The following is a 21,186-nucleotide window of genomic DNA, read 5'->3' as shown; positions in this document are numbered from 1 at the left end:
GGCAGGCGATCCTTTCCACGGTAACCCGGATCCGGCCCCGCGGAACCGGCAGCAAGTGGCCGCCCTTCCTGGCCGCCGGGAGCCGCGGGGCGCCGCCGGATCCTCGCCTACGGTGAAATCATGACCAGCGACTTCATGGTCGACGGAGCCAGGATCATGGCCGTACGCCGCTCGCGCGGCATCTCGCGGCGGATCCTGGCGAACCTCGTGGGCTGCAGCGAGGAGTGGCTGCGCCTCATCGAGAACGGCGCCCGGCCGCTGGACCGGCTGTCCACCATCCTGCGCATCGCCGACGTCCTGCGGATCAGCGACCTGTCGGAGCTGGTCGGCGGCGACGTGGCGCTGCCGGCGATGGGCGCGCAGGGCGAGTACGACGAGATCGGCCACGCGCTGCTCTACCCCAGGCGGCTGTCCGGGGACCCGGCCGAGAGCGCGCACCGGATCGCCCGCCACGTCTCGGCCGCGTGGGACGTCTGGCAGCGTTCGCCGCGCCGCTACTCGGAGGTGCGCAGGCGCCTGCCGGAGCTGCTGGTGATGGCCGAGAGCGCGCCGCCGGACGAGGAGCCGGGGGCGGCGGGGCTCACGCAGGTCTACCGGCTCTTCTCCACGTTCCTGCGCGGCTGCGGCCAGCACGCGCTGGCTCTGCTCGCCGCCGACCGGGGCGTGGCCGCCGCCGGGCGCGCGGGTGACCCGCTGCTGTCGGCGGTGGCGCGCGCGGAGCTGGCCGAGGTCCTCATCCACCTGCGCAGGTACGGCGACGCCCGCCAGCTCTGCCTGGCCGCGATCGACGGCGTCGGGCAGGCGGGGCCGTCCGCGATCGCCGTGGCCGGTGGCTGCTACCTGACCGCGGCGCAGGCCGCCGCCGAGGAGAACGACGTCCCGCACACCGAGGAGCTGCTGCACCGCGCCAGGAAGATCGGCGAGTCGCTGGGCGAGGACCGCGACGATCTGCACGCCCCGTTCGGCGCGGCCGAGGTGGAGGCGCAGGCGGTGGCCGTGGCGGTGCGCCTGGGACGCTACCGGCAGGCCATCCGCCTGTCCGGGGGGATCGACGCCGCCCGCCTGCGCGCCAGGGACCGCCAGGCCCGCTACTTCCTGTCGCTGGCCAGGGCCCATTCGATGGAGCGTGACGCGGCCGGCGCCACGGCGATGCTGCGCAGGGTGCTGGACGGCTGCCCGGAGGAGCTGACCTACAACCCGCAGGCCGCCCGCGTCATGGAGCAGCTGCGGCTGGTCGACTGCGCCACGACCCGCGGCGAACTGCGCGAGATCACGCTGTCGACGCGGCTCAGAAGAGCGTCCCCCGCTCGAAGTCGAGCAGGTAGCGCTTGACGGGCAGCCCGCCGCCGTACCCCGTCAGGTCGCCGTTGGCGCCGACGAGCCGGTGGCAGGGGACGATGATGCTGACCGGGTTGTGGCCGTTGGCCAGCCCGACCGCGCGGGCGGCGCTGGGCGGGCGGCCGAGCCGTTGCGCCAGCCCGCCGTAGGTGAGGGTCTCGCCGTGCGGGATCTCCATGAGCGCCGTCCAGACCTCTTTCTGGAACGGCGTGCCGACCAGGTTCATCGGCAGGTCGAAGATTTTCAGGTCACCGGCGAAGTACGCCCGCAGCTGGCCGGTCACCTCGCCGAAGGGTTCGGGGTCCGGATGCCCGAAGAACTCCTCCGGCGGCCGGTAGCGCTGCTCGCGCATGTAGAGGCCGGTCAGCAGCCCGTCGAGGGCGACCAGCGTGAGCGGCCCGACGGGGCTCTCGATGATGGTGTGCGTGCGGATCATGACATCTGCCAGCGTTTCATACTTTGCGGCGCCGGTAGGCCTTCTGCTGGCAGGCGCGCGAGCAGTAGGCGCGGGGCCGTCCGGTCTCGGCCGGATCGATCACCTTCTCGCAGACCGCACATCGAGTTTCGTCACGCACTTCATCACGAATGAGCGCCTCGATCCCGTCGAGCACCCGCTGCAGCCCGAACTCGAACGGGTCGAGCGGCTCGTCGAAGCCGCCTTCCCCGTAGATGCGGGTGAGCGTGGGATAGCGGTCGAGGTGCCGGTAGAGCGAGTCGCGCGCGCCCCACCACTCGTCGTGGCCGACGCCGGTCCGCCGCTCGACCTTCGCCGTCTCGACGACCTCGCGGGCCGCGCTCTCCACGAAGGCCCCGACCAGCCCCACCACGGCCACCACCTGGGCCGGCGGCAGCCCGGTCGCCGCCATGATCGTCAGCGCGGACTCGAAGGACGCGATGGCGTTCGGCCCCGGCACGTGCCGCACGCCCGCCGACTCGAGCAGCCACGGATGACGCCGGTAGAACTCCAGGCCCGAGCGCGCCCACTCCTCCGTGTCCGCCCGCCACCCGCGCGGCGGGCCGAGGTCCGGCTCGTCCCCCAGCACGGCGTCGCGCATGAGGTCCACGAGCTCGGCCTTGCCGGGAACGTGACGATAGAGCGACATCGTGGTGTAGCCGAGCCGCTCGGCCACCCTCCGCATCGACACCGCCGCCAGCCCCTCGGCGTCGGCGAGCTCGATCCCGGCCCGCACGATGCGCTCCAGGTTGAGCCCGCCGCGCCCCTTGGCACCCCACAGCAGTTCCGTGCTGCGCTCCGGATCGGCCACCTGTTGACTCCTCTCCCTGTCTATGCTGTATACCAGATGTGTACACCGCATACCTGGAAGGAATTCCTCATGATCTTCGTCGACCCCTCCGGCGACGACTCCGGCCCCGGCACGATCGAGCGCCCCTTCGCCACCCTGGAACGCGCCCGCGCCGCCGGCGGCGTGATCACCCTCAGGGCCGGCGTCCACCGGCTGACCGAGACGCTCCGGCTGACCGAGGCCGACTCCGGGATCGTCCTGCAAGCCCACGGGTACGGCACCGCCGTACCGGAAAAGGTGGTCGTCAGCGGCGGCACGCCGATCACCGGCTGGCAGGAGGGCGACGGCGGCGTGTGGACGGCGGCGGCGCCCGCCACCCCCGTGCGCCAGCTCTACGTGGGCGGACGCCGCGCCGAGCGCGCCTCACTCTCCCTCGGCGAGACGGCGATCACCGCCACCGAGACCGGTTACGTCCTCGAGGAGGCCGTGGACTGGCCGGGCGCGGTCGAGTTCGTCTACCGCGGCGCCTACCCCTGGTCGGAGGCGCGCATCCCGGTGGCGTCGATCTCCGGCACGAGCGTCACCATGGTCCAGCCCGCCTTCGGCTGGGCGCGCGAGCTCTACCACTCGATCATCACCTGGGAGGGCGGCGGCGAGCACTACGCCGTGGACGCGCCGACCTCGGCGGAGAACAGCCCCGCCTTCCTGACCCCGGGCACGTTCGCGGTGAGCGAGGGCGTGATCCACTACCTGCCGCTGCCCGGCGAGAGCCCGGACGACGTGGTGGCGCCGGTTTTGGAGACGCTGGTGCACGCCGACGGGGTACGCGGCGCGGCCTTCCGCGGCATCACCTTCGCCGAGGCGGCGTGGACCCGGCCGAGCGGGCGGGAAGGGTTCCTCCACTACCACGGCAACGGCTTCTACGCCGGCGGCGACCTCCAGGTCGTCACGTTCGACGGCGGCCAGGTCACCGTGCCGGGCGACCCGGCCGACATCCCCGGCAACGTGGTCGTCGACGGCGCCTCGGACGTGCGCGTGGAAGGCTGCCGGTTCACCCGGCTCGGCGGCGTCGCGCTGGAGTTCCGCGGCGCCGGGGCGCGCAACGCGCTGCTCGACAGCGAGATCGACGAGGTGGCGGGCGGCGGCGTGGTCATCCGCGACGGCGCCCGCGAGCACCGGATCGAGCGCACCCGCCTGCGCCGCGTCGGCCTCGACTACCACGGCTCCCCCGCGATCCTGATCGCCGGGACCGAGTCCACGGTCGTGGCGCGCAACGACGTCGGCGAGGTGCCGCACAACGGCGTCGTCGTCAACGCCGGCCGCGGCACCCAGGTGCTCGGCAACCTGATCCACGACACGATGCAGGTGCTGGCCGACGGCGGCGGCCTGTACGTCTCCGGCCCCCAGGGCTCCTCCTACGCCAGCGGCGCCCTGATCCGCGGCAACGTGATCAAGGACACGGTCACGCCGTACAACTACGGCCTCTACACCGACTACGGCGCGGCCTGGGTGACCGTGCAGGGCAACGTGGTGCACCGGGCCGACAACCCGGTGGTGCTGGAGGTGTCGCCGCCGCTGGAGCACGTGGCGTTCATCGGCAACTTCTGGGACGCCGACCCGGGCGAGGCGCCGAAGGGCGTGACGCTGTCCGACAACACCGTGCTCGGTGAGGGCGCGCTGGAGTCCGACCCGGCGGTGGCCGACATCGTGGCGGGCGCCGGGATCTAGGCGGCCAGCGCCTCGTGCCAGCGGGCCGTGTCGGTGTACTGGTGCAGCCGGGAGATCCGGCCGTCGGCCACCCGCCACAGGTGGACGAACTCGGCCTCGTACTCCCGGCCCGTGGCCCGGGCGCGGCCCCGGTAGTGCCCGGTGACCACGACCGTCCCGTCGGCGGTCTCCTGCCAGGTCTCGTCGTAGGGCGCGGTGTCGTACTCCGCGAACACCGCGCCCCACACCCGGGTCAGCGCCTCCGTCGGCCCGCTGAAGACGCCACCGGCGCCGCACGGCATGCCCGGCGCGGTGCGCGCCTCGAAGTCCGGATGCAGCAACGCCAGGATCGCGCCCCCGTCGGCGGTCTGCGCGGCGCTGTAGAAACCCTTGACGACGTGGCTCGCGGCGGACATGCCTGCCTCCTCAATTAGATGATACATTCTAGAACCAATCCACTAATACCATCGAAGGGCGAGCGTGGGAAGACCGGCGAAATTCACCCAGGACCAGATGCTGGACGCCGCGCTGGCCATCCTCGGCGCCGACGGCCCCGCCGCCGTCACCATGACCGCCGTCTCGGCCCGCACGGGCGCCCCGATCGGTTCCCTCTACCACCGCTTCGCCTCCCGCGACCTGCTGCTGGCCACGCTGTGGCTGCGGTGCGTGAAGGGTTTCCAGGAGGGCTTCGCCGCCGCCATGGCCGACGACGACGTCGAGGCGGCGGCCCTGCACACGCCCCGCTGGTGCCGCGCCAACCCCGCCGCGGCCGCCGCCCTGCTCCTGCACCGCAGGGAAGACCTGGCCGCCCAGTGGCCGGACCAGCTGGGTCCCGAACTGGCGGCGGTGGACGAGCGGACCACCGGCGCCCTCGACGCCTACCTCGCGCGTCACCCCGGCACGGACCGGCAGCACCTGATGTTCGTCCTGGCCGACGTCCCCTACGGCGCCGTCCGCCGCCACCTCCTGGCCGGACGCACCCCTCCCCCGGAGCTGGACGACCTCATCCTGACCACCTGCCGGGCCGTCCTGGCCGCGGGTTAGACCTCCTCGCGCCAGCGGCTGGTGATGGGCAGGCGGCGGTCACGGCCGAAGTTCTTCGGGGTGATCTTGGGGCCTGGCGGGTACTGGCGGCGCTTGTACTCGGCCAGGTCGACCAGCCTGATGATCCGCGTGACCAGCGCCGGATCGTGGCCGGCGGCGATGAGCTCGGCCGAGCCCATGTCCTTCTCCACGTAGTCGTCCAGCAGCCGGTCCAGCACCTCGTACGGCGGCAGCGAGTCGGTGTCGCGCTGGTCGGGGCGGAGTTCGGCGCTCGGCTCCTTGGTGATGGAGTTCTCCGGGATGGGGGACGGGGCGTCCATCGCGAACAGCGGGCTGTGGTGGGCGTTGCGCCAGCGGGCCAGCTCCCACACCATCGTCTTCGGCACGTCCTTGATGGGCGCGAAGCCGCCGGCGGAGTCGCCGTAGAGGGTGGAGTAGCCGGTGGCCAGCTCGCTCTTGTTCCCGGTGGTCAGCACCAGGTGGCCGTGCTCGTTGGACAGGCCCATGAGGATCATGCCGCGTACCCTTGCCTGGAGGTTCTCCGCGGCCAGGCCGGACAGCTCGATCTCCTTCTCGAAGCCGTTGACGATGTCGCCGATGGGCACGACGCGCGCGTGGACGCCCTGCCGCCGCACGAGCTCTTCCGCGTCGCCGATGGAGTGCTCGGAGCTGTAGCGCGAGGGCATGAGCACGACGTGGACCCGCGAGGGGCCGACGGCGTCGGAGGCGATGGCCGCGGTCAGGGCCGAGTCGATGCCGCCTGACAGGCCCAGGATGACCGACTGGAAGCCGTTCTTGGCCACGTAGTCGCGTACGGCCAGCACAAGCGCGTGGTAGACCTCGGCGGGCGCGTCGAGCGGCGCGGCCAGCGGCGCCGGGGCCGGCTCGTAGGGGGCGAGCGGTTCGGGGGACAGCACGAACCGGTCGACGGTGATCGTGGAGCCGTCGCCGGCGTCGTAGGCGACCTGCGAGGGCGGCGCGTCGGACACGGCCAGCTCCAGGTCCACCACGAGCAGGTTCTCCTGGAACTGCGGCGCCCGCGCCACCAGCGCGCCCGTCGCGTCGACGACCAGCGAGTCGCCGTCGAAGACCAGCTCGTCCTGCCCGCCGACCTGGTTGACGTAGACGAGCGGGCAGCCGGCCTCGCGCGCGCGCCGCGCGCACAGCTCCAGCCGCACGTCGTCCTTGTCCTTCTCGTACGGCGAGGCGTTCGGCGCGACCAGCAGCCCGGCCCCCGCCTGACCGACGACGGCCACGGGCCCCCCGTCCTGCCAGAGGTCCTCGCAGACCGCGACGGCCACGTCGACCCCGTGCAGCCGGAAGATCGGCAGCCGGTCGCCGCGGACGAAGTAGCGGTACTCGTCGAACACGCCGTAGTTGGGCAGGTGGTGCTTGGCCGTACGGTAGACGACCTCGCCGCGGTGCAGCAGCGCGGCGGCGTCGAGCGGCGCGCCCCTCGGCCGGCCGGCGCGCGGCGCGAGCCCGGCGCGGTCGACGTAGCCGACCAGCACCGGCAGCTCGCCGAGCCCCTCCGCGGCCAGGCGGGCCGCCGACTCCTCCAGCGTGCGGATGCTGGCCTCCACGAAGGAGGTGCGGAGCACGAGGTCCTCGACGGGATATCCGGTGAGGAACATCTCGGTGAAGACCGCGAGGTGGGCGCCGCGCCCGGCCGCTTCGCGGGTCCACGCGAGCAGCTTGTCGGCGTTGGCGGACAGGTCGCCGACCGTCGGGTTCGTCTGGACGAGCGCGATGCGCAGTTGAGCCACGTGACCAGCCTAGTCCGCGTCGCATTCGTACCTGCGGAAGCGTTGCCGCGCGGGGATGTCCCGGGGCTCTAGGCCGCCAGGGCGCTTCTGCGGCGGACGGCGGGCCCGAGGGCGATCATCCCGGCGGCCGAGAGGATGCCGACGCCGCCGAGCGTGAACCACAGCGCGCCGGCGCTCACGCCGAGCAGCGCGCTGCCGGCCAGCGGCGCGAGCACGGTCGAGACCGACCAGGCGAAGCCGAACAGCCCGGAGTAGCGTCCGCGCAGGTGGGCGGGGGCGAGGGCGGCGACGATGGTGCCGACGATGCCCGCGGTCACGATCTCGCCGGCGGTCCAGACGACGATGGTGAACGCGAGCATGGCCACGTTGGTGACGAAAGCCGTGAGGGCGAAGCCGACGGCCATGACGGCCAGCCCGGCGGCCAGCGTGACGGGCGCGTCCAGGCGGCCCAGCCAGTTGGACACCAGCGGCTGTACCACGACGATGAGCACTCCGTTGAGCGCCATCGCCAGCCCGAACTCGCCGGTACTGAGCCCGACGACCTTGGTCATGGCGACGGGCAGCATGGTGAACGTCTGCGAGTACATGAGCGCGTCGCCCAGCACCACGAGCGTGAAGCCCACCATGACCCGGTCGCGCAGCACCGTGCCGAACCCGCCGCCGGCCGTCCCCTCGGCCGGGGGCGGCGCGGTCTCCGGCACCGCCCGCCACACCAGGACGGCGAAGGCCACGCTGGTGGCGGCGTTGATCCAGAACAGCCAGACGAACCCGAGCTCGGCCAGCCAGCCGCCCGCCGTCATGCCCACCGCGTAGCCCAGGTTGATCGCCCAGAACAGAAGCCCGTAGGCGCGCGGCCGTTCGGCGGGCGGGACCAGGTCGGCCACGAGCGCGTTGGAGGCGGGCCGGTAGGCGTCGATCACGATGCCGAGCACGAACATGGCGGCCAGGATCGACGGCAACGAGGTGCTGTAGCCGAGCCACATCATGGTGGCGGCGGTGGCCAGCATGCCGCCGGCCAGCGTGGCGCGGCGGCCGATCCGGTCGGTCAGCACCCCGGCCAGCAACTGGGAGATCAGCGAACCCGCGCCGAACACGGCCATCACGAGTCCGGCGGCGGCGACCGACAGCCCGCGCGCCTGGGTCAGGTACACGCCGGTGAACGGCAGCACCATGGTGCCGAGGCGGTTGACGAGCGTGCCGCTCCACAGGGCCCAGAAGGGCCTGGGCAGCCCGCCGACCTTCGATCGTAGGAAAGACGGCTTCTCGGCAAGTGCGTTAGTCACCCCCAGAGCATGAAATATCCGCTTTTGAGGCTCCAACGATTTAGGGCACACTAAAACCTATGGGAGTGACCTGGAAGCTGAAGAGCGAGGACGTCGCCAGGATCCGCTTCGGCTTCTCCCCGCTGTGGGAGCTCGTCGCCAGCCTGCGCACGCTCCAGGACCCCGCCCGCCAGCTGGTCCACCTGCCGTGGATCAAGGCGGTCCGCCCCCGCCTGGCCCAGCTCGACATGGACGAGCTCTTCGCGCTCGTGCCCGCCGAGGGCTACCTCGCCGACTTCCTCACGCCGCCGCCCGACACCCCGCTGCCCGACTTCGCGCAGGAACTCGACCGGGTACGGCGAACGCCGCCCGAGACCGCCGCCCTGGAGGCGTCCAAGGTCGCGAACGTCGACCGGGCGGTGACCGAACGTTTCCGCGCCGACCCCGCCACCGGTCTGCGGCGGACCGCCGACGCGCTCCAGGCGTACTGGGACGCCTGCTTCGCCGAGTACTGGCCGCGCGTCTACGGCCTGCTCGAACGCGACGTGCTGCGCCGCTCGCGGCAACTGGCCACCGGCGGCGCCCGCGAGCTGTTCGCCTCCCTCGACCCCGCCGTCGTCTGGACCGGCGAGCGGCTGCTCGTCGACCGCCCCTGGTGCGACGACAGCGACCTGCACGGCGACGGCCTGGTCCTGGTGCCGAGCGCCTTCTACTGGCCGTCGGTCGCCGTGATGACCGCGCCGTACCAGTCGGCGCTCATCTATCCCGTGCTGGGCGTCGGCACCCTGTGGGAGGACGGGCCGCCGCCCGCGCCCGGCGCGCTGGCCGCCCTCATCGGCAGGAGCCGGGCGCAGATCCTGCTCGCGCTGGCCGAGCCGGCGACGACCTCGGCGCTGGCCCGCCGCATGTCGCTCACCGCCGGCGCGGTCAGCCAGCATCTCGGCGTGCTCAGCGACGGCGGGCTCGCGGTCGGCATGCGGGTCGGCAAGCAGGTCGTCTACCGGCGTACCTCAACAGGCGACGCGCTGGCTGTCGGCAGCGGCGGGAGCCGGCGTGGGAGCGGGTGAGGGGCGGGCGGGGCCGTACAGGAAGACGCCCGTGCGCTGCACCTCGCCGGGAACCAGGTCCAGGTCGTCGACGGTCCTGCGGTGCGCGCGCACGTCGGTCACCCGGAACGCGAACGGGCCGTCGCCCGCGCCGTCGCGCGCCACCCAGGAGCCGTCGGCGCGCCGCCGCAGGTCGCGCCAGTGGCCGTCCACGCGGACCTCGACGCTGCGCAGCGGCCCGCCGTGGTCGAGCACCTGTACGGCCAGCCACTCCTCGTCCGAACCCGGCTTCACCACGAAGCCCAGCGACCGCTCCAGCTGCGGATCGGCACGCGGCGCCGCGCAGGCGGGCCCGTTCAGCAGGTTCACCGTCCACAACACCACGCCCGCCGCGCCCAGCGCCGAGATCGCACTGAGCCCCCGCCGCCGCCTACGCCGTCTGTGCCGCGCCACATGAGTACATAGCGAGATCGTGCGATCACGTTACGTATAGCGCGCCGACTCCAGCAGCCAGTCCAGGTGGGCACGCGGCGCGGCCAGGTAGGCGCAGGCCACCTTGCTGGCGTCGCGGGCCTCCTTGGGCTCCAGCTCGTCGAGCGGCAGCATGCGGGCCGCCGCGCGCATGTCGGCGCACCGTTCCTCGACGCGGTCGAGCACCCACGCGGTCGCCGCCCGTTCGTCCAGGTCGAGCTCGTGCATGGCGATGACGACCAGGTTGTGCGCGTCGCCCTGCTCCTTCGGGCGCGAGGCCACGTCGTTGCACCAGGCGATCGTGTCGCTGCACGCCTCCACCAGCTCGCGCCAGGCGTCGCAGGCGTGCACCCAGTCCGGGACCTCGACGCGCAGGCACGGCTCGACCAGGTCGTACAGGTAGGGGCCGACGGTGCCCCTGCGCAGCGCCGGGTACTCCTCGATCGTCGGGATCCGGCCCGTCGCCCGGTTCCTGGCCTCGGTACGGCAGGCGTCGTGCTGGCGCTGCAGCCCCATCGCGAACCTGGCCCGCCACCGGTCGCTCATCCTGGCACTGGTCACCCGCCACAGATCGGCGAACGCCGACTCCAGCGGATGCTGCGCCGTACCTTGGAGCAGGCCCTGGAAGATCTCCAGCGGGCACGGGCCCTCGTCGAGCTCGTCGTCGAAGTGGAACAGCCACGTCAGCCACTGCGCGAACAACGCCGCCGCGGCCGCGTCGAACTCCGCGAACGCCCGCCCGGCCATCCGGTGGAAGCCCACGCCGGGATCGGCGCGCAGCCCCGTCCTGCGGGCCCAGTCGAGGACGGCGGCCTCGATCGCGTACACCGACGGATGCATGCGGCAGGGCGCGGCCATCGCCGGGACCCGCTCGACCAGCGGCAGCAGCGCCTCGGCCGGAATGCCGCCGCGGCGGGGCGCGGGAAGCACCGGCTTCCTCGCGAGCACGGAACGCAGCGCGTCCCTCATCGAGGCGATCACCATCACAGGGGCCCGAAGAGCCAGTTGCCGCAGGCGTGCGGGTCCTCGCCGGTGTAGTACTCCTTGGCCGCCTCGACCAGGTCCGTCACTGAAAGCACCCCCTGCCCGGCGCGGTCGAGGCGGTCGAAGGCCTCGTCCACGTCGTCGTAGGCGGTGCCGAAGGCGCTCAGCATCGTGCGGAACTCGCCCGGCCTGACGAACCCGTCGCCGTCGGCGTCGCAGAGTTCCGCCACCGCCTGGATCGCCGGACGGAAGACCGGCTCGTAGCGCTCCCCGTCGATGAACGCCGCCGCCATCGCCTTGTGGAAGTCCTCCCGGGTCATGCGCGCGTCCGCGTCGCGGTCCAGCGCCCCGGACAGGGCGGCCCAGATCCCGTCGAAGCTGTCGACGAGCTTGGTGCCGGTCGCCGAGGTCGGCGACTCGCCGAAGCCCACCAGGATGCGCGCGCCCAGACCCAGAAGGTCCGCACGCTCGATCTCGCCGCCGCCACTCACGTCGATGTGGTCGAAGGCGCGGTCGAGTTTGTGATTGCGCAGGTCGATAGCCACGAAATGCCTCCCCCGAGACTGATCTGCGTGCTCACATTAGGTGGGCGCGGGTGGTTTGTCAGTGAGCCACGCACCGGAGGGGCACGTAACGTGTGCGAAACACGGACACGGCATCCTGTAAGCGACCACCGATGTCTTCACGAGGGGCTGCCTTGGACCGCCAGCAGGAGTTCGTGCTCCGCACGCTCGAGGAACGCGACATCCGGTTCATCCGGCTGTGGTTCACCGACGTCCTCGGCTTCCTCAAGTCGGTCGCCATCGCCCCCGCCGAGCTCGAAGGCGCCTTCGCCGAGGGCATCGGCTTCGACGGCTCGGCCATCGAGGGCTTCGCCCGCGTCTACGAGTCGGACATGCTCGCCAAGCCGGACCCGTCGACGTTCCAGATCCTGCCCTGGCGCAGCGAGAATCCGGGCGCCGGCCGTATCTTCTGCGACATCCTGATGCCGGACGGCTCGCCCTCCCACGCCGACCCGCGCTGGGTGCTGAAGCGCACGCTCGCCAAGTGCGCCGACATGGGCTTCACCTTCTACACCCATCCCGAGATCGAGTTCTTCCTGCTGAAGAACCGCCCGGTGACCGGGGAGAAGCCGGAGCCGATCGACGCGGGCGGCTACTTCGACCACACCCCGCACAGCTCCGGCCACGACTTCCGGCGCCAGGCGATCATGATGCTGGAGTCGATGGGCATCTCGGTGGAGTTCAGCCACCACGAGGGCGCGCCCGGCCAGCAGGAGATCGACCTGCGTTACGCCGACGCCCTCACCACCGCCGACAACATCATGACCTTCCGCCTGGTCATGAAGGAGGTCGCGCTGGAGCAGGGCATCTGGGCCTCGTTCATGCCCAAGCCGTTCACCGAGCACCCGGGCTCCGGCATGCACACGCACATGTCGCTGTTCGAGGGCGACCGCAACGCCTTCTACGAGGCGGGCTCGGAGTACCAGCTCTCCAAGACCGGCCGCTCCTTCATCGCCGGCCTGCTGCGGCACGCCGCCGAGATCACCGCGATCACCAACCAGTGGGTCAACTCCTACAAGCGCCTCTGGGGCGGCGCCGAGGCCATCGCCGGCCAGGGCGGCGAGGCCCCCTCCTACATCTGCTGGGGCCACAACAACCGCTCGGCGCTGGTCCGCGTCCCCATGTACAAGCCGCACAAGGGCGGCTCGACCCGCATCGAGTTCCGCTCACTGGATTCCGCCTGCAACCCCTACCTCGCCTTCGCCGTCATCCTCGCCGCCGGCCTGAAGGGCATCGAGGAGGGGTACGAGCTCCCGGCGGCCGCCGAGGACAACGTCTGGACCCTGACCAGCGCCGAACGCCGCGCCCTGGGCATCCGGCCGCTCCCCCAGTCGCTCGATGAGGCCATCGGGGTCATGGAGCAGAGCGAGCTGGCCGCGGAGACGCTGGGCGAGCACGTCTTCGACTTCTTCCTGCGCAACAAGCGGGCCGAGTGGCGCGACTACCGCCGCCAGGTCACCGAGTTCGAGCTGGGCCGTTACCTGCCGGTTCTGTAGCGGGTTCCGGAGGGGCCGAGGGGCGCATCCCCTTGGCCCCTTTTTTGTGAGCTTCGTTACGAAACGGGACCGTTGCGTATCGGAATCTCTTGCGATACGGTGACGTTGCGAAACTTTCCCGTATCGAAATTAAGGACCCTTCCCCCATGGAAACCACCAACGGACACCCCCGCAGATGGGCGATCCTTGGCGTGCTCGTCTTCAGCCTGCTGGCGGTCGTGCTCGACAACACCATCCTGAACGTGGCGATGAAGACGATCGCCGATCCGGTCCAAGGACTGGGCGCCACCCAGAGCGAGCTGGAGTGGGCGATCAACTCCTACACCCTCGTGTTCGCCGGCCTGTTGTTCACCTTCGGCGTCATCGGTGACCGTACCGGGCGCAAGAGGATGCTGTTCATCGGCATGCTGCTGTTCGGGCTGGCCTCCCTGGCCTCCGCCTACAGCCAGGATCCGACACAGCTGATCCTGGCCAGGGCGGCCATGGGCATCGGCGGCGCGGCGATCATGCCGGCCACGCTGGCCATCATCTCCAACGTCTTCCCGCCCCACGAGCGCGGCAAGGCCATCGGCGTCTGGGCCGGCGGCGTCGGCCTGGCGGTGGCGATCGGCCCCATCACCGGCGGCCTGCTGATCGAGCACTTCTGGTGGGGCTCGGTCTTCCTGATCAACGTGCCCATCGTGATCATCAGCATGATCCTCATCGGCACGATCGTGCCCGAGTCGCGTGACCCCAAGCCCTCCAGGCTCGACCCGGTGGGCGTGATCCTGTCGATCATCGGCCTGGTCGCGGTCGTCTACGGCATCATCCGCGGCGGCGAACTGGGCTCGGTCGTCAACGCCGAGGTCCTGCTGCCGACGCTGTTCGGCCTGCTCGTGCTGGGCGCCTTCGTCTGGTGGGAGCGGCGCGTCGAGCACCCCGCCTTCGACGTCCGCAACTTCTCCAACGTCCGCTTCAGCTCGGCCATCGGCATGATGGGCATCGTCTTCTTCGCGATGATGGGCGGGATGTTCTTCCTGACCTTCTACCTGCAGATCGTGCTGGGGTTCAGCGCGCTGCAGGCGGGGGCCATGATGATCCCGTTCGCCGCCGCGCAGCTCATCTTCGCGCCGCTCAGCCAGCGGATCAACGAGCGCTTCGGCGCCAAGCTCTCCTCGACCGTCGCCATGGCGATCATCGCGCTGATCCTGGCCAGTTACGCGCTGTTCGACCAGAACACCCCGATCGTGCTCATCGAGATCGTCTTCTTCATCCAGGGCGCCGCGATGGCCAACATCATGCCGCCCGCGACGACCGCGATCATGGAGGCGCTGCCCCGCGAGAAGGCGGGCGTCGGCTCCGCGATGAGCAACACCGTCCGCCAGGTCGCCGGCGCGCTCGGCGTGGCCGTCCTGGGCGCGGTCCTGTCCTCCGCGTACCGCAGCGAGGTGGCCCCCGCTCTGACCGGCCTTCCCGAGGCGGTACGGCACGCGGCCGGCGAATCCATCACCAACACGGTCGCCGCGGCGCAGGGCGACCCGGCGATCCTCGGCCCCGCCTTCAACGCCTTCATCGACGGCATGCACGTGACCGCTCTGGTCTCGGCCGTCATCGCCCTCGGGGGCGTCGGGGTGGTCGCCAAGTGGATGCCGGGCAAGGCCGCGGCGGTCCTGCCCGTGGACGACAAGGAACCAGCGGTAGTGTGAGGCCGCGATGACGATTCAGGATGCAGGGGCGGCCCGTCCGGCGGGCCGGCCGCGTAGCGAAAAGGCCGAGAAGGCCATTCTCGAGGCCACTCTCGACCTCATCGGCGAGGGCATGGGCATCTCCGAGCTGTCGATCGAGGCGATCGCGGCCAGGGCCGGGGCCGGCAAGACGACGATCTACCGGCGCTGGTCGAACAAAGAGGACCTCGTGGTCGACGCCCTGGCCACGCTGAAGGCGCCGGTGCCGCCGCTGGCGGGCGAGTCGGTGCGCGACGACCTGGTCACGCTGCTCGACCAGATGCGCGACGAGTCCGGACATGTCAGGACCAAGTGCGTGATGAACATCGCGCTGAGCGAGTCGGACCGCTATCCGCACCTGTTCGAGAAGTTCAGGAAGATCGCGATCGAGCCGCGGCGGGCGGCGATGCGCAAGGTCCTGGAGCGGGGCATGGCCAGCGGCGAGCTCCGCTCCACGCTGGAGGTCGAGCTGGCCATGGCCATCCTGACCGGCACGATGGTCTGGTTCACCAAGTGGGGCGACACCGCGGAGCGCGGCCCCGAACTGGCCGAGGGCATCGTCGATCAGGTCCTGGCCGGAATCGCACCCTGAACCATCCCTTGCCGGTACGGCGGAGACGGCCCGCCGTACCAGGGATGGGGAATGGCGTCGCTGGGCCTGGGCAGAACGTGAGCAATGTTCTAGTCTCGCGGCCATGCCCCCCATGCGCAGGATCGTGGCCTTAGGCGCCCTGACATTAGGGCTCCTGTTACCCGCCACCGCCGCACTGGCCCACGAGGAGCGCGAGGTCACGCTCCCGGACGGCAGCGGCAGTGTCCCGGCCCACCGGCAGGCCGAGCCCGATCTGCTGGTCTGCAAGAGCGACCGGCCCGACTTCGAGCGCCGCATCGAGAACTTCCCCGAAGCCCTCAAGCAGCGAAATATCCAGCTCTACGAGTTATGTCAGCAAAAGGGCTTCAGAAACCTCCAGGAAGCCGTCGACAAGGTCGGCAGGCCGGGCATGGCGATCGCCATCCTCCCCGGGCTCTACCTGGAAGAGCCCAGCCGGGCCGCCCCCACCGGCGCGTGCGCGAACCTCCCCGCCCGCTGGTCCAGCTGGGGCTACCAGATCCTCTCCTTCGAACAACAGCAGGCCTGCCCGCACAACCAGAACCTCGTCGCGATCCTCGGCAAGAAGGATCTGCAGATCGAGGGCACCGGCGCCGGGCCGCTGGACGTGGTCATCGACGCGGAGTACCGCAAGCTCAACGCCATCCGCGCCGACCGCACGAACGGCATCTACTTCCGCAACTTCACCGCCCAGCGCACCACCTTCAACTCCCTGTACGTCCTGGAGACCGATGGCTTCGTCATCGACAAGGTGCTGACCCGCTGGAACGACGAGTACGGCTTCCTCACCTTCGCCAGCGACCACGGCCTCTACACCGACTGCGAGTCCTACGGCAACGGCGACGGCGGCCTCTACCCCGGCAGCGCCTCCAACCTCAACGACGGCCGGGGCCACGACGTCCCGCGCTACGCCATCGAGATCCGCCGCTGCAAGAGCCACGACAACGCGCTCGGCTACTCGGGCACCGCGGGCGACTCGATGTGGGTGCACGACAACGAGTTCTACGACAACATGGTCGGCGCCACGATGGACAGCCTCTGGCCCGACCACCCCGGGCTCCCGCAGAACCACGCGAAGTTCGAGAACAACAAGATCTACAACAACAACCGCGACTACTACCGGTACACGCGCGACGGCACCTGCGCGAAGCCGCCCGCCGAACGCGGTTACGAGAAGGGCGTGGTCTGCCCCCAGGTCGGCGTGCCGCCGGGCACCGGCGTCCTGGTCGCGGGCGGCAACTACAACGTCTTCAGGAACAACCGGATCTGGGGCCACGCCGGCAGCGCGTTCCACCTGTTCGGGGTGCCGGCGTTCATCCGGGGCGAGGAGTCGCTCGCCAAGCAGGCCGACACCTCCAACCACAACCGCTACGAGGGCAACGTCTTCGGCCTCAGCCCGACCGGCGAACAACGTCCCAACGGGCGCGACGTGTGGTGGGACGGGCAGGGCACGGGCAACTGCTTCCAGGGCGACACCGGGCCGTCCTCGCCGCAGGCGCTGCCGGTGTGCGCGGCCTCGGCGCCCGGAGTGTCGGGCGGGTCGCACCGGTGGGTGGCCGAGCCGGTGAAGATCCTCAAGCTGTACCTGTGCTCGGACTTCTCGGCCCAGGACGTCCGGCTGCCCGCGGGGTGCGACTGGTTCGGGGCTGCGGGGCTGGGGAGGGTGGAGGCGCAGCTGGCGTTGGGCGGGTCGCTGGTGCTGGGGTTGCTGGCCGTTCTGTTCTGGTACCGCGGCCCGGCCCGGCCGTCCGCCGACGCGACCCCGCAGAAGACGGCACAGGCGCCTCCCGGGACACCGAGCCTCGGGGAGAGCGCGCCCGCCGAGGTGACGGTCCCCGCAACGGCTGAACCAAGCACCACCGCGAACGCTCGGGCCACGCCAGACCCGACGCGTGGGGTGGGGCTTGTGGTGGGGACGGTGGTGGGGGTGGCCGGGCTGGTGCTTGACGTGGTGGCCGCTTCCCTCGACTCGCCGCTGCTCACGGCGGTCGCGCTGGCCGGGGTGGCGGGGTGGCTGGTCTGCCTGGGTGCCGTGGCGCGGCGGGTCAGGCCGGTGTTCGGATGGTTCACGGTGGTGCTCGGGGTACTGACCGCGGCGGATGCCTTTGACCGGGCGGTTCACCTGATTCCGTTCATTCCGCTGGGTCCCGGCTGGGTGCGGGGGCTGCTCACCGGGGTCTGGGTGCTGTGGGCGGTGGTGGTGCTGGCGCCGCGCCGCCGTACCGGAGAGCGGGGGGTGGTCGGGTGAGACGGCTGCTGGTGGTGGCGGTCGTGCTGGTGGCGGGGTGCGGGCAGTTGTCCGAGACGCATCATCGGCCCGGCAACAGCCACGAGGTGGCCACCGCGCCGCCCCGTACGGTCAACGGCGAGGTCGTGGTGCCGATCGCGATCGCGCAAGGGAAGGTCAGCCCGCCGTCGGGTTGGGTGGAGATCAGGAAGGGACAGCGGGTCGCCATCACCGTGACCAGCGACGTCTCCGACGAGGTCCACGTGCACGGCTATGACGTCGAGGCCGAGCTGCTGGCGGGCAAGGCGGTCACGGTGCGGTTCACGGCGGACGTGGCCGGGGTGTTCCAGGTGGAGACGCATGAGAACAAGCTGGTGCTCACCCAGCTGGCGGTGAAGTGAGCGGGATTCTGGCGCACGGGGTCGGCAGCCGAGGTGACCTGCCGATCCCGCTGTTCTACGCGTACGCGGGGGCGTTCGCGGCGCTGGTGGTGTCGTTCCTGGCGCTGGGGCTGCTGTGGCCGGACTCGCGATTCCGCGGTGAGGTCGCGGGACGCGTGCTGCCGCTGCGCCTGCCCGCGATGTCGCGGATGTTGCGGGTGGTCACGCTTCTGATCGTCGGGTACACGGTGGGGTGGCTCGTGCTGGGGCCCGAGGAGGGCAACGCGGGGCCGCATCTGGTCTATGTGATCTTCTGGGTGGGGCTGGTGCCGGCTTCGCTGGCGTTCGGGCCGGTGTGGCGGGTGCTGAGCCCGTTGCGGCTGCTGCCGGACCGTGCGCGCCGCCCGCTGCCCCCACGGCTCGGCTACTGGCCGGCCGCCGCCGGGCTGCTGGCGTTCACGTGGGTGGAGCTCGTCTCGCCGGAGCCCGCCGCGCCGTACACACTGCTGGTCTTTCTGCTGGTGTACGGCTGCGCGCACATCCTCGCCACGCTCCGGTACGGCCACGCGTGGCTGGCCCGAGGCGAGGCCTTCGAGGTGTATTCGACGCTGATCGGACAGCTCGCCCCGTTCGGCCGGCGGGCTGACGGGCGGCTCGTGCTGCGCAATCCGTTCGACGGGCTGGATGCCGTCCGGCCGGCGCCGGGGCTGGTCGCGACCGTGTGCGTGCTGCTCGGGAGCACCGGGTACGACGGGTTCTCCGGCGCGCCGGTCTGGGTGGAGGCGCTGCAGTCGGGTGCACCGGGCCGGGTCGTGCTGGGCACCGCCGGGCTGGCAGGGGCGATCGTGCTGGTGGCGGCGCTGTACGCGGGCTGCCTGTGGCTGGCCGGGCGCATCGGCGGCGCGCGCGGGCTGGCGCCGAGGTTCGCGCACTCGCTGGTGCCCATCGCCGTCGGCTACCTGGTCGCCCACTATTTCTCGCTGCTGGTGATCGAGGGCCAGCGGGCGTTCGTGCTGGCGCTGGGGCTGCGGGCCGAGGTGGACCTGGAGGCGGTGAGCCCGGCGACGATCGCCGCGGTGCAGGTGCTGGCCATCGTCATCGGGCACGTGGCGGGCGTGGTGGCCGCGCACGACCGGTCGGTACGCCTGCTGCCGCCCGCGCGGGCGGTCGCCGGCCAGATCCCGATGTTCGTGCTCATGATCTGCTACACCGTCGGCGGCCTGACCCTGCTGCTGGCCGCATGAGGCGGGCACCGGTCCAGCGGCGCAGCGCCGAGCGGGTCGAACGCATCCTCGACGCCGCCGCCCGGCTACTCAACGAGGGCGGCTACGAAAGGCTCAGCACCCGCAGGGTCGCGGCGGTGACCGGACTGCCGATCGGCTCGGTCTACCGGTACTTCCGCGACAAGCGGGAACTGGCCGACGCGCTGGCGGCACGGAACCTGGCCGCGTTCGTGCGCCGGGTGCGCGGGCGCGGGATCACCCACTGGGAGCCGCTGGTGGAGGCCGTGGTCGACGAGTACCTGGAGATGAAGCGGACGGTGCCGGGGTTCGCGGTGGTCGACTTCGGGGCGAACGCCGAGGTGGCCGAGGCGCTGGCGGAGGTGCTGGCCGTACAGGCTGGGCTGGTTTGTGACAGCGGAGTGCTGCTCATCGCGGTGGAGGCGGCGGACGCGCTGCTACGCGCCCACCACGACGAGCCACACCTGATCGCCGAGACCAAGACCATGCTCCGCGCCTACCTCGCACTACGACTGGACGCACCTGCCCACGATCCCGGCGGCACACGCCTCCAGGGATAGCGGAGTTCACCGCCTCACCGGCACCCGGAGGCCTCGAACTTCCGCGGGTGCACGTCGGCGATGTCCTGAAGCACCGAGGCCGGGGCGGTCGTCGCAGCGGTGAAAATCCGCGAGCCCGGCGGCATCACGATCGCCTGAATGTCGCCGCATTTCTAGGCGGGAACGAAGCCTGCGGGAAACGCTCAGCTGCCCCGAGGTCACCGCGGGCACGGCGTCCTAGGTGACCAGGCTGCTCCAGTATGTCCAGAATCGGATGGTGATCAGTGCGAGGACGGCCAGGTACCACAGCGTCAGCACGATCACGTGGTTGCGGGCGAAGGGGCGGGCGAGGTTCCTGAGCGTGACGTAGAGGAAGACCGGGATCGTCACCGCCCACACGACCATGCAGTACGGGCAGAGCGCGCCGATCACGTAGAGGCTCTGGTAGATCAGCCAGTGCACGAACACGACGCCCGCGGTGACCCCGATCTGCAGCCCCGCCCAGAACCACCGCTTCGGCGCCGCCCCGGCCAGCAGCGCGGCGCCGGTGGTCGTGACGATCGCGAACCCGGCCACGCCCAGCAGCGGGTTGGGGAAGCCGAACAGCTCCGCCTGCGGCGTGGACATGATCGAGCCGCACGACAGGACCGGGTTGATGCTGCAGCTCGGGACGTACCCGGGGTTCTTCAGCAGCGCGATCTTCTCGACCGTCAGCACGAACGCGGCGACCAGCCCGATCCCGCCGCCGACCAGCAGCAGGTACGGCAGCAGCCGCGGGAACGGCTCCGCCCGCCGCTCACTTGGCGAGAGCCGCATCGATGGCCGCCTTGATGTCGTCGGTGGACTTGGGCTGGAGCTTCTGGCCGTTCAGGAAGAACGTGGGGGTGCCCTCGACGCCGAGCGCCTGCCCGTCGGCGACGTCCTTGTTGATGCGGGCCAGCGTGTCCTCGGCGGCGTAGGCCTTGTCCCAGGCGGCCATGTCCAGACCCATGCTCTGCGCGAACTCCCTGAACAGCTTGTCGGCAGGGGTCTGCTTCTCGGCCCACTGCTTCTGCGTCTGGTACATGCGCTGGTACATGGCGTCGAAGCGGCCCTGCCTGGCCGCCGCCTCGACCGCCCGCGCGGCGCGCTCGGCGTTGAAGTGGCTGGCGATCGGGAAGTAGCGGGCGACGAAGGTGACCTTGCCCTGGTACTGCTTGCGCAACTGCTCGATCACCGGGAACGCGGCGCCGCAGGCCTCGCACTCGAAGTCCAGGAACTCCACCAGCGTGACCTTGCCGTCCTGGGCGGTCTGGAGGCGGTGGCTGTCGGCGCGTACCACCTGGGCCCGCTCGGCCGGCGCCTGCCCGCCGGACCTGCTGACCACCAGGACGGCGGCGACCACGACCGCGAAGACGGCGATGGCGGTCAGGACGAAGGCGGTGTTGCGCTTTCTGGCGCGCAGGCGGTCGTCTTCCTCGCGCATGGCCTCGACCTTGGCGCGGCGCGCCTGGGCCCGATCCTGCTCGTCCGACACGTGGCCTCCCTGGAGTTTCTACGTCACGTAGAAAGTTGGATTTCTACAT

The 21,186-nt window shown here is 71.1% G+C and carries 21 protein-coding genes; 11 read left to right on the top strand and 10 right to left on the bottom strand.

The genetic code is table 11. From position 1 onward, the window contains the following. Positions 1–120 precede the first annotated feature (120 nt). Complete coding sequence (locus tag ACIBI5_RS11050) at positions 121–1,332, top strand: helix-turn-helix domain-containing protein (RefSeq protein WP_397245560.1); 1,212 nt, start codon at positions 121–123, stop codon at positions 1,330–1,332. Here the strand turns inward: ACIBI5_RS11050 and ACIBI5_RS11045 are convergent. Continuing rightward, entirely contained in the window at positions 1,289–1,774 is a 486-nt protein-coding gene (locus ACIBI5_RS11045) for a methylated-DNA--[protein]-cysteine S-methyltransferase (RefSeq protein WP_397245558.1), read from the bottom strand. The two genes, ACIBI5_RS11050 and ACIBI5_RS11045, sit on opposite strands and share 44 nt — an antisense overlap. Positions 1,775–1,790: 16 nt before the next feature. Continuing rightward, positions 1,791–2,603 carry a TetR/AcrR family transcriptional regulator gene (locus tag ACIBI5_RS11040; RefSeq protein ID WP_397245556.1) on the bottom strand — a complete coding sequence of 271 codons (813 nt, stop codon included), beginning with the start codon at positions 2,601–2,603 and terminating at the stop codon, positions 1,791–1,793. Positions 2,604–2,672: 69 nt separating this feature from the next. On the opposite strand from ACIBI5_RS11040, the gene ACIBI5_RS11035 reads away from it, so the two are divergent. Beyond that, the gene (locus ACIBI5_RS11035) at positions 2,673–4,310 is read left to right on the top strand and encodes a right-handed parallel beta-helix repeat-containing protein (protein WP_397245553.1); all 1,638 of its coding nucleotides are present in this window, start codon (positions 2,673–2,675) and stop codon (positions 4,308–4,310) included. On the opposite strand, the gene ACIBI5_RS11030 is transcribed toward ACIBI5_RS11035, so the two are convergent. Then, positions 4,307–4,705 (bottom strand): nuclear transport factor 2 family protein, encoded by a 399-nt coding sequence (locus ACIBI5_RS11030; RefSeq protein ID WP_397245551.1) that lies wholly within the window; start codon positions 4,703–4,705, stop codon positions 4,307–4,309. The genes ACIBI5_RS11035 and ACIBI5_RS11030 overlap by 4 nt on opposite strands. 64 nt (positions 4,706–4,769) lie before the next feature. Between ACIBI5_RS11030 and ACIBI5_RS11025 the strand changes: the two genes are divergently transcribed. Further along, positions 4,770–5,333, top strand: coding sequence for a TetR/AcrR family transcriptional regulator (locus ACIBI5_RS11025; protein ID WP_397245549.1), 564 nt, complete (start codon positions 4,770–4,772; stop codon positions 5,331–5,333). Here ACIBI5_RS11025 and ACIBI5_RS11020 read toward each other — a convergent pair. Continuing rightward, the gene (locus ACIBI5_RS11020) at positions 5,330–7,099 is read right to left on the bottom strand and encodes an NAD+ synthase (protein WP_397245547.1); all 1,770 of its coding nucleotides are present in this window, start codon (positions 7,097–7,099) and stop codon (positions 5,330–5,332) included. The genes ACIBI5_RS11025 and ACIBI5_RS11020 overlap by 4 nt on opposite strands. Before the next feature lie 68 nt (positions 7,100–7,167). Further along, on the bottom strand, positions 7,168–8,382 hold the full coding sequence (locus tag ACIBI5_RS11015; RefSeq protein WP_397245545.1) for an MDR family MFS transporter: 1,215 nt from the start codon (positions 8,380–8,382) through the stop codon (positions 7,168–7,170). Between the two features lie 59 nt (positions 8,383–8,441). On the opposite strand from ACIBI5_RS11015, the gene ACIBI5_RS11010 reads away from it, so the two are divergent. Further along, entirely contained in the window at positions 8,442–9,428 is a 987-nt protein-coding gene (locus ACIBI5_RS11010) for a DUF5937 family protein (protein ID WP_397245543.1), read from the top strand. Here ACIBI5_RS11010 and ACIBI5_RS11005 read toward each other — a convergent pair. From ACIBI5_RS11005 to ACIBI5_RS10995, 3 genes are read right to left on the bottom strand one after another with little or no spacing between them, the layout of a single operon-like run. Next, the gene (locus ACIBI5_RS11005) at positions 9,372–9,860 is read right to left on the bottom strand and encodes an expansin C-terminal domain-related protein (protein ID WP_397245541.1); all 489 of its coding nucleotides are present in this window, start codon (positions 9,858–9,860) and stop codon (positions 9,372–9,374) included. The two genes, ACIBI5_RS11010 and ACIBI5_RS11005, sit on opposite strands and share 57 nt — an antisense overlap. A 30-nt stretch (positions 9,861–9,890) precedes the next feature. Next, entirely contained in the window at positions 9,891–10,847 is a 957-nt protein-coding gene (locus tag ACIBI5_RS11000; protein ID WP_397245539.1) for a terpene synthase family protein, read from the bottom strand. Positions 10,848–10,861: 14 nt separating this feature from the next. After that, positions 10,862–11,407: an EF-hand domain-containing protein gene (locus ACIBI5_RS10995; protein WP_397245537.1), complete on the bottom strand. Its 546-nt coding sequence runs from the start codon at positions 11,405–11,407 to the stop codon at positions 10,862–10,864. Between the two features lie 152 nt (positions 11,408–11,559). Between ACIBI5_RS10995 and glnA the strand changes: the two genes are divergently transcribed. The 7 genes from glnA (at position 11,560) to ACIBI5_RS10960 (ending at position 19,642) form a co-directional block, all read left to right on the top strand. Continuing rightward, a complete protein-coding gene (glnA, locus tag ACIBI5_RS10990) occupies positions 11,560–12,921 on the top strand; it encodes a type I glutamate--ammonia ligase (RefSeq protein WP_379611505.1) in 1,362 nt (453 codons plus the stop codon). A 146-nt stretch (positions 12,922–13,067) separates the two neighbouring features. Further along, positions 13,068–14,606, top strand: coding sequence for an MFS transporter (locus ACIBI5_RS10985; RefSeq protein WP_397245535.1), 1,539 nt, complete (start codon positions 13,068–13,070; stop codon positions 14,604–14,606). 7 nt (positions 14,607–14,613) lie between these two features. Next, a complete protein-coding gene (locus tag ACIBI5_RS10980) occupies positions 14,614–15,216 on the top strand; it encodes a TetR/AcrR family transcriptional regulator (RefSeq protein ID WP_397245533.1) in 603 nt (200 codons plus the stop codon). 103 nt (positions 15,217–15,319) lie between these two features. Next, on the top strand, positions 15,320–17,482 hold the full coding sequence (locus ACIBI5_RS10975) for a right-handed parallel beta-helix repeat-containing protein (RefSeq protein WP_397245531.1): 2,163 nt from the start codon (positions 15,320–15,322) through the stop codon (positions 17,480–17,482). Then, positions 17,479–17,862, top strand: coding sequence for a hypothetical protein (locus ACIBI5_RS10970; RefSeq protein WP_397245528.1), 384 nt, complete (start codon positions 17,479–17,481; stop codon positions 17,860–17,862). The genes ACIBI5_RS10975 and ACIBI5_RS10970 overlap by 4 nt, the downstream gene beginning before the upstream one ends. Then, positions 17,859–19,085 carry a hypothetical protein gene (locus tag ACIBI5_RS10965; protein ID WP_397245525.1) on the top strand — a complete coding sequence of 409 codons (1,227 nt, stop codon included), beginning with the start codon at positions 17,859–17,861 and terminating at the stop codon, positions 19,083–19,085. The genes ACIBI5_RS10970 and ACIBI5_RS10965 overlap by 4 nt, the downstream gene beginning before the upstream one ends. After that, positions 19,082–19,642 carry a TetR/AcrR family transcriptional regulator gene (locus ACIBI5_RS10960; protein ID WP_397245523.1) on the top strand — a complete coding sequence of 187 codons (561 nt, stop codon included), beginning with the start codon at positions 19,082–19,084 and terminating at the stop codon, positions 19,640–19,642. The genes ACIBI5_RS10965 and ACIBI5_RS10960 overlap by 4 nt, the downstream gene beginning before the upstream one ends. Positions 19,643–19,858: 216 nt before the next feature. On the opposite strand, the gene ACIBI5_RS10955 is transcribed toward ACIBI5_RS10960, so the two are convergent. Further along, positions 19,859–20,437: a vitamin K epoxide reductase family protein gene (locus ACIBI5_RS10955; protein WP_397245521.1), complete on the bottom strand. Its 579-nt coding sequence runs from the start codon at positions 20,435–20,437 to the stop codon at positions 19,859–19,861. Further along, positions 20,418–21,137, bottom strand: coding sequence for a DsbA family protein (locus tag ACIBI5_RS10950; RefSeq protein ID WP_397245519.1), 720 nt, complete (start codon positions 21,135–21,137; stop codon positions 20,418–20,420). Before ACIBI5_RS10950 ends, ACIBI5_RS10955 begins: the two co-directional genes overlap by 20 nt. Positions 21,138–21,186: the final 49 nt, after the last annotated feature.

Source organism: Nonomuraea sp. NPDC050540 (assembly GCF_044457485.1).
In the GTDB taxonomy this organism is placed as follows: Bacteria; Actinomycetota; Actinomycetes; order Streptosporangiales; family Streptosporangiaceae; genus Nonomuraea.
The sequence above is the reverse complement of the archived record's forward strand: the minus strand, read 5'-3'. Positions and strand labels throughout refer to the sequence as shown.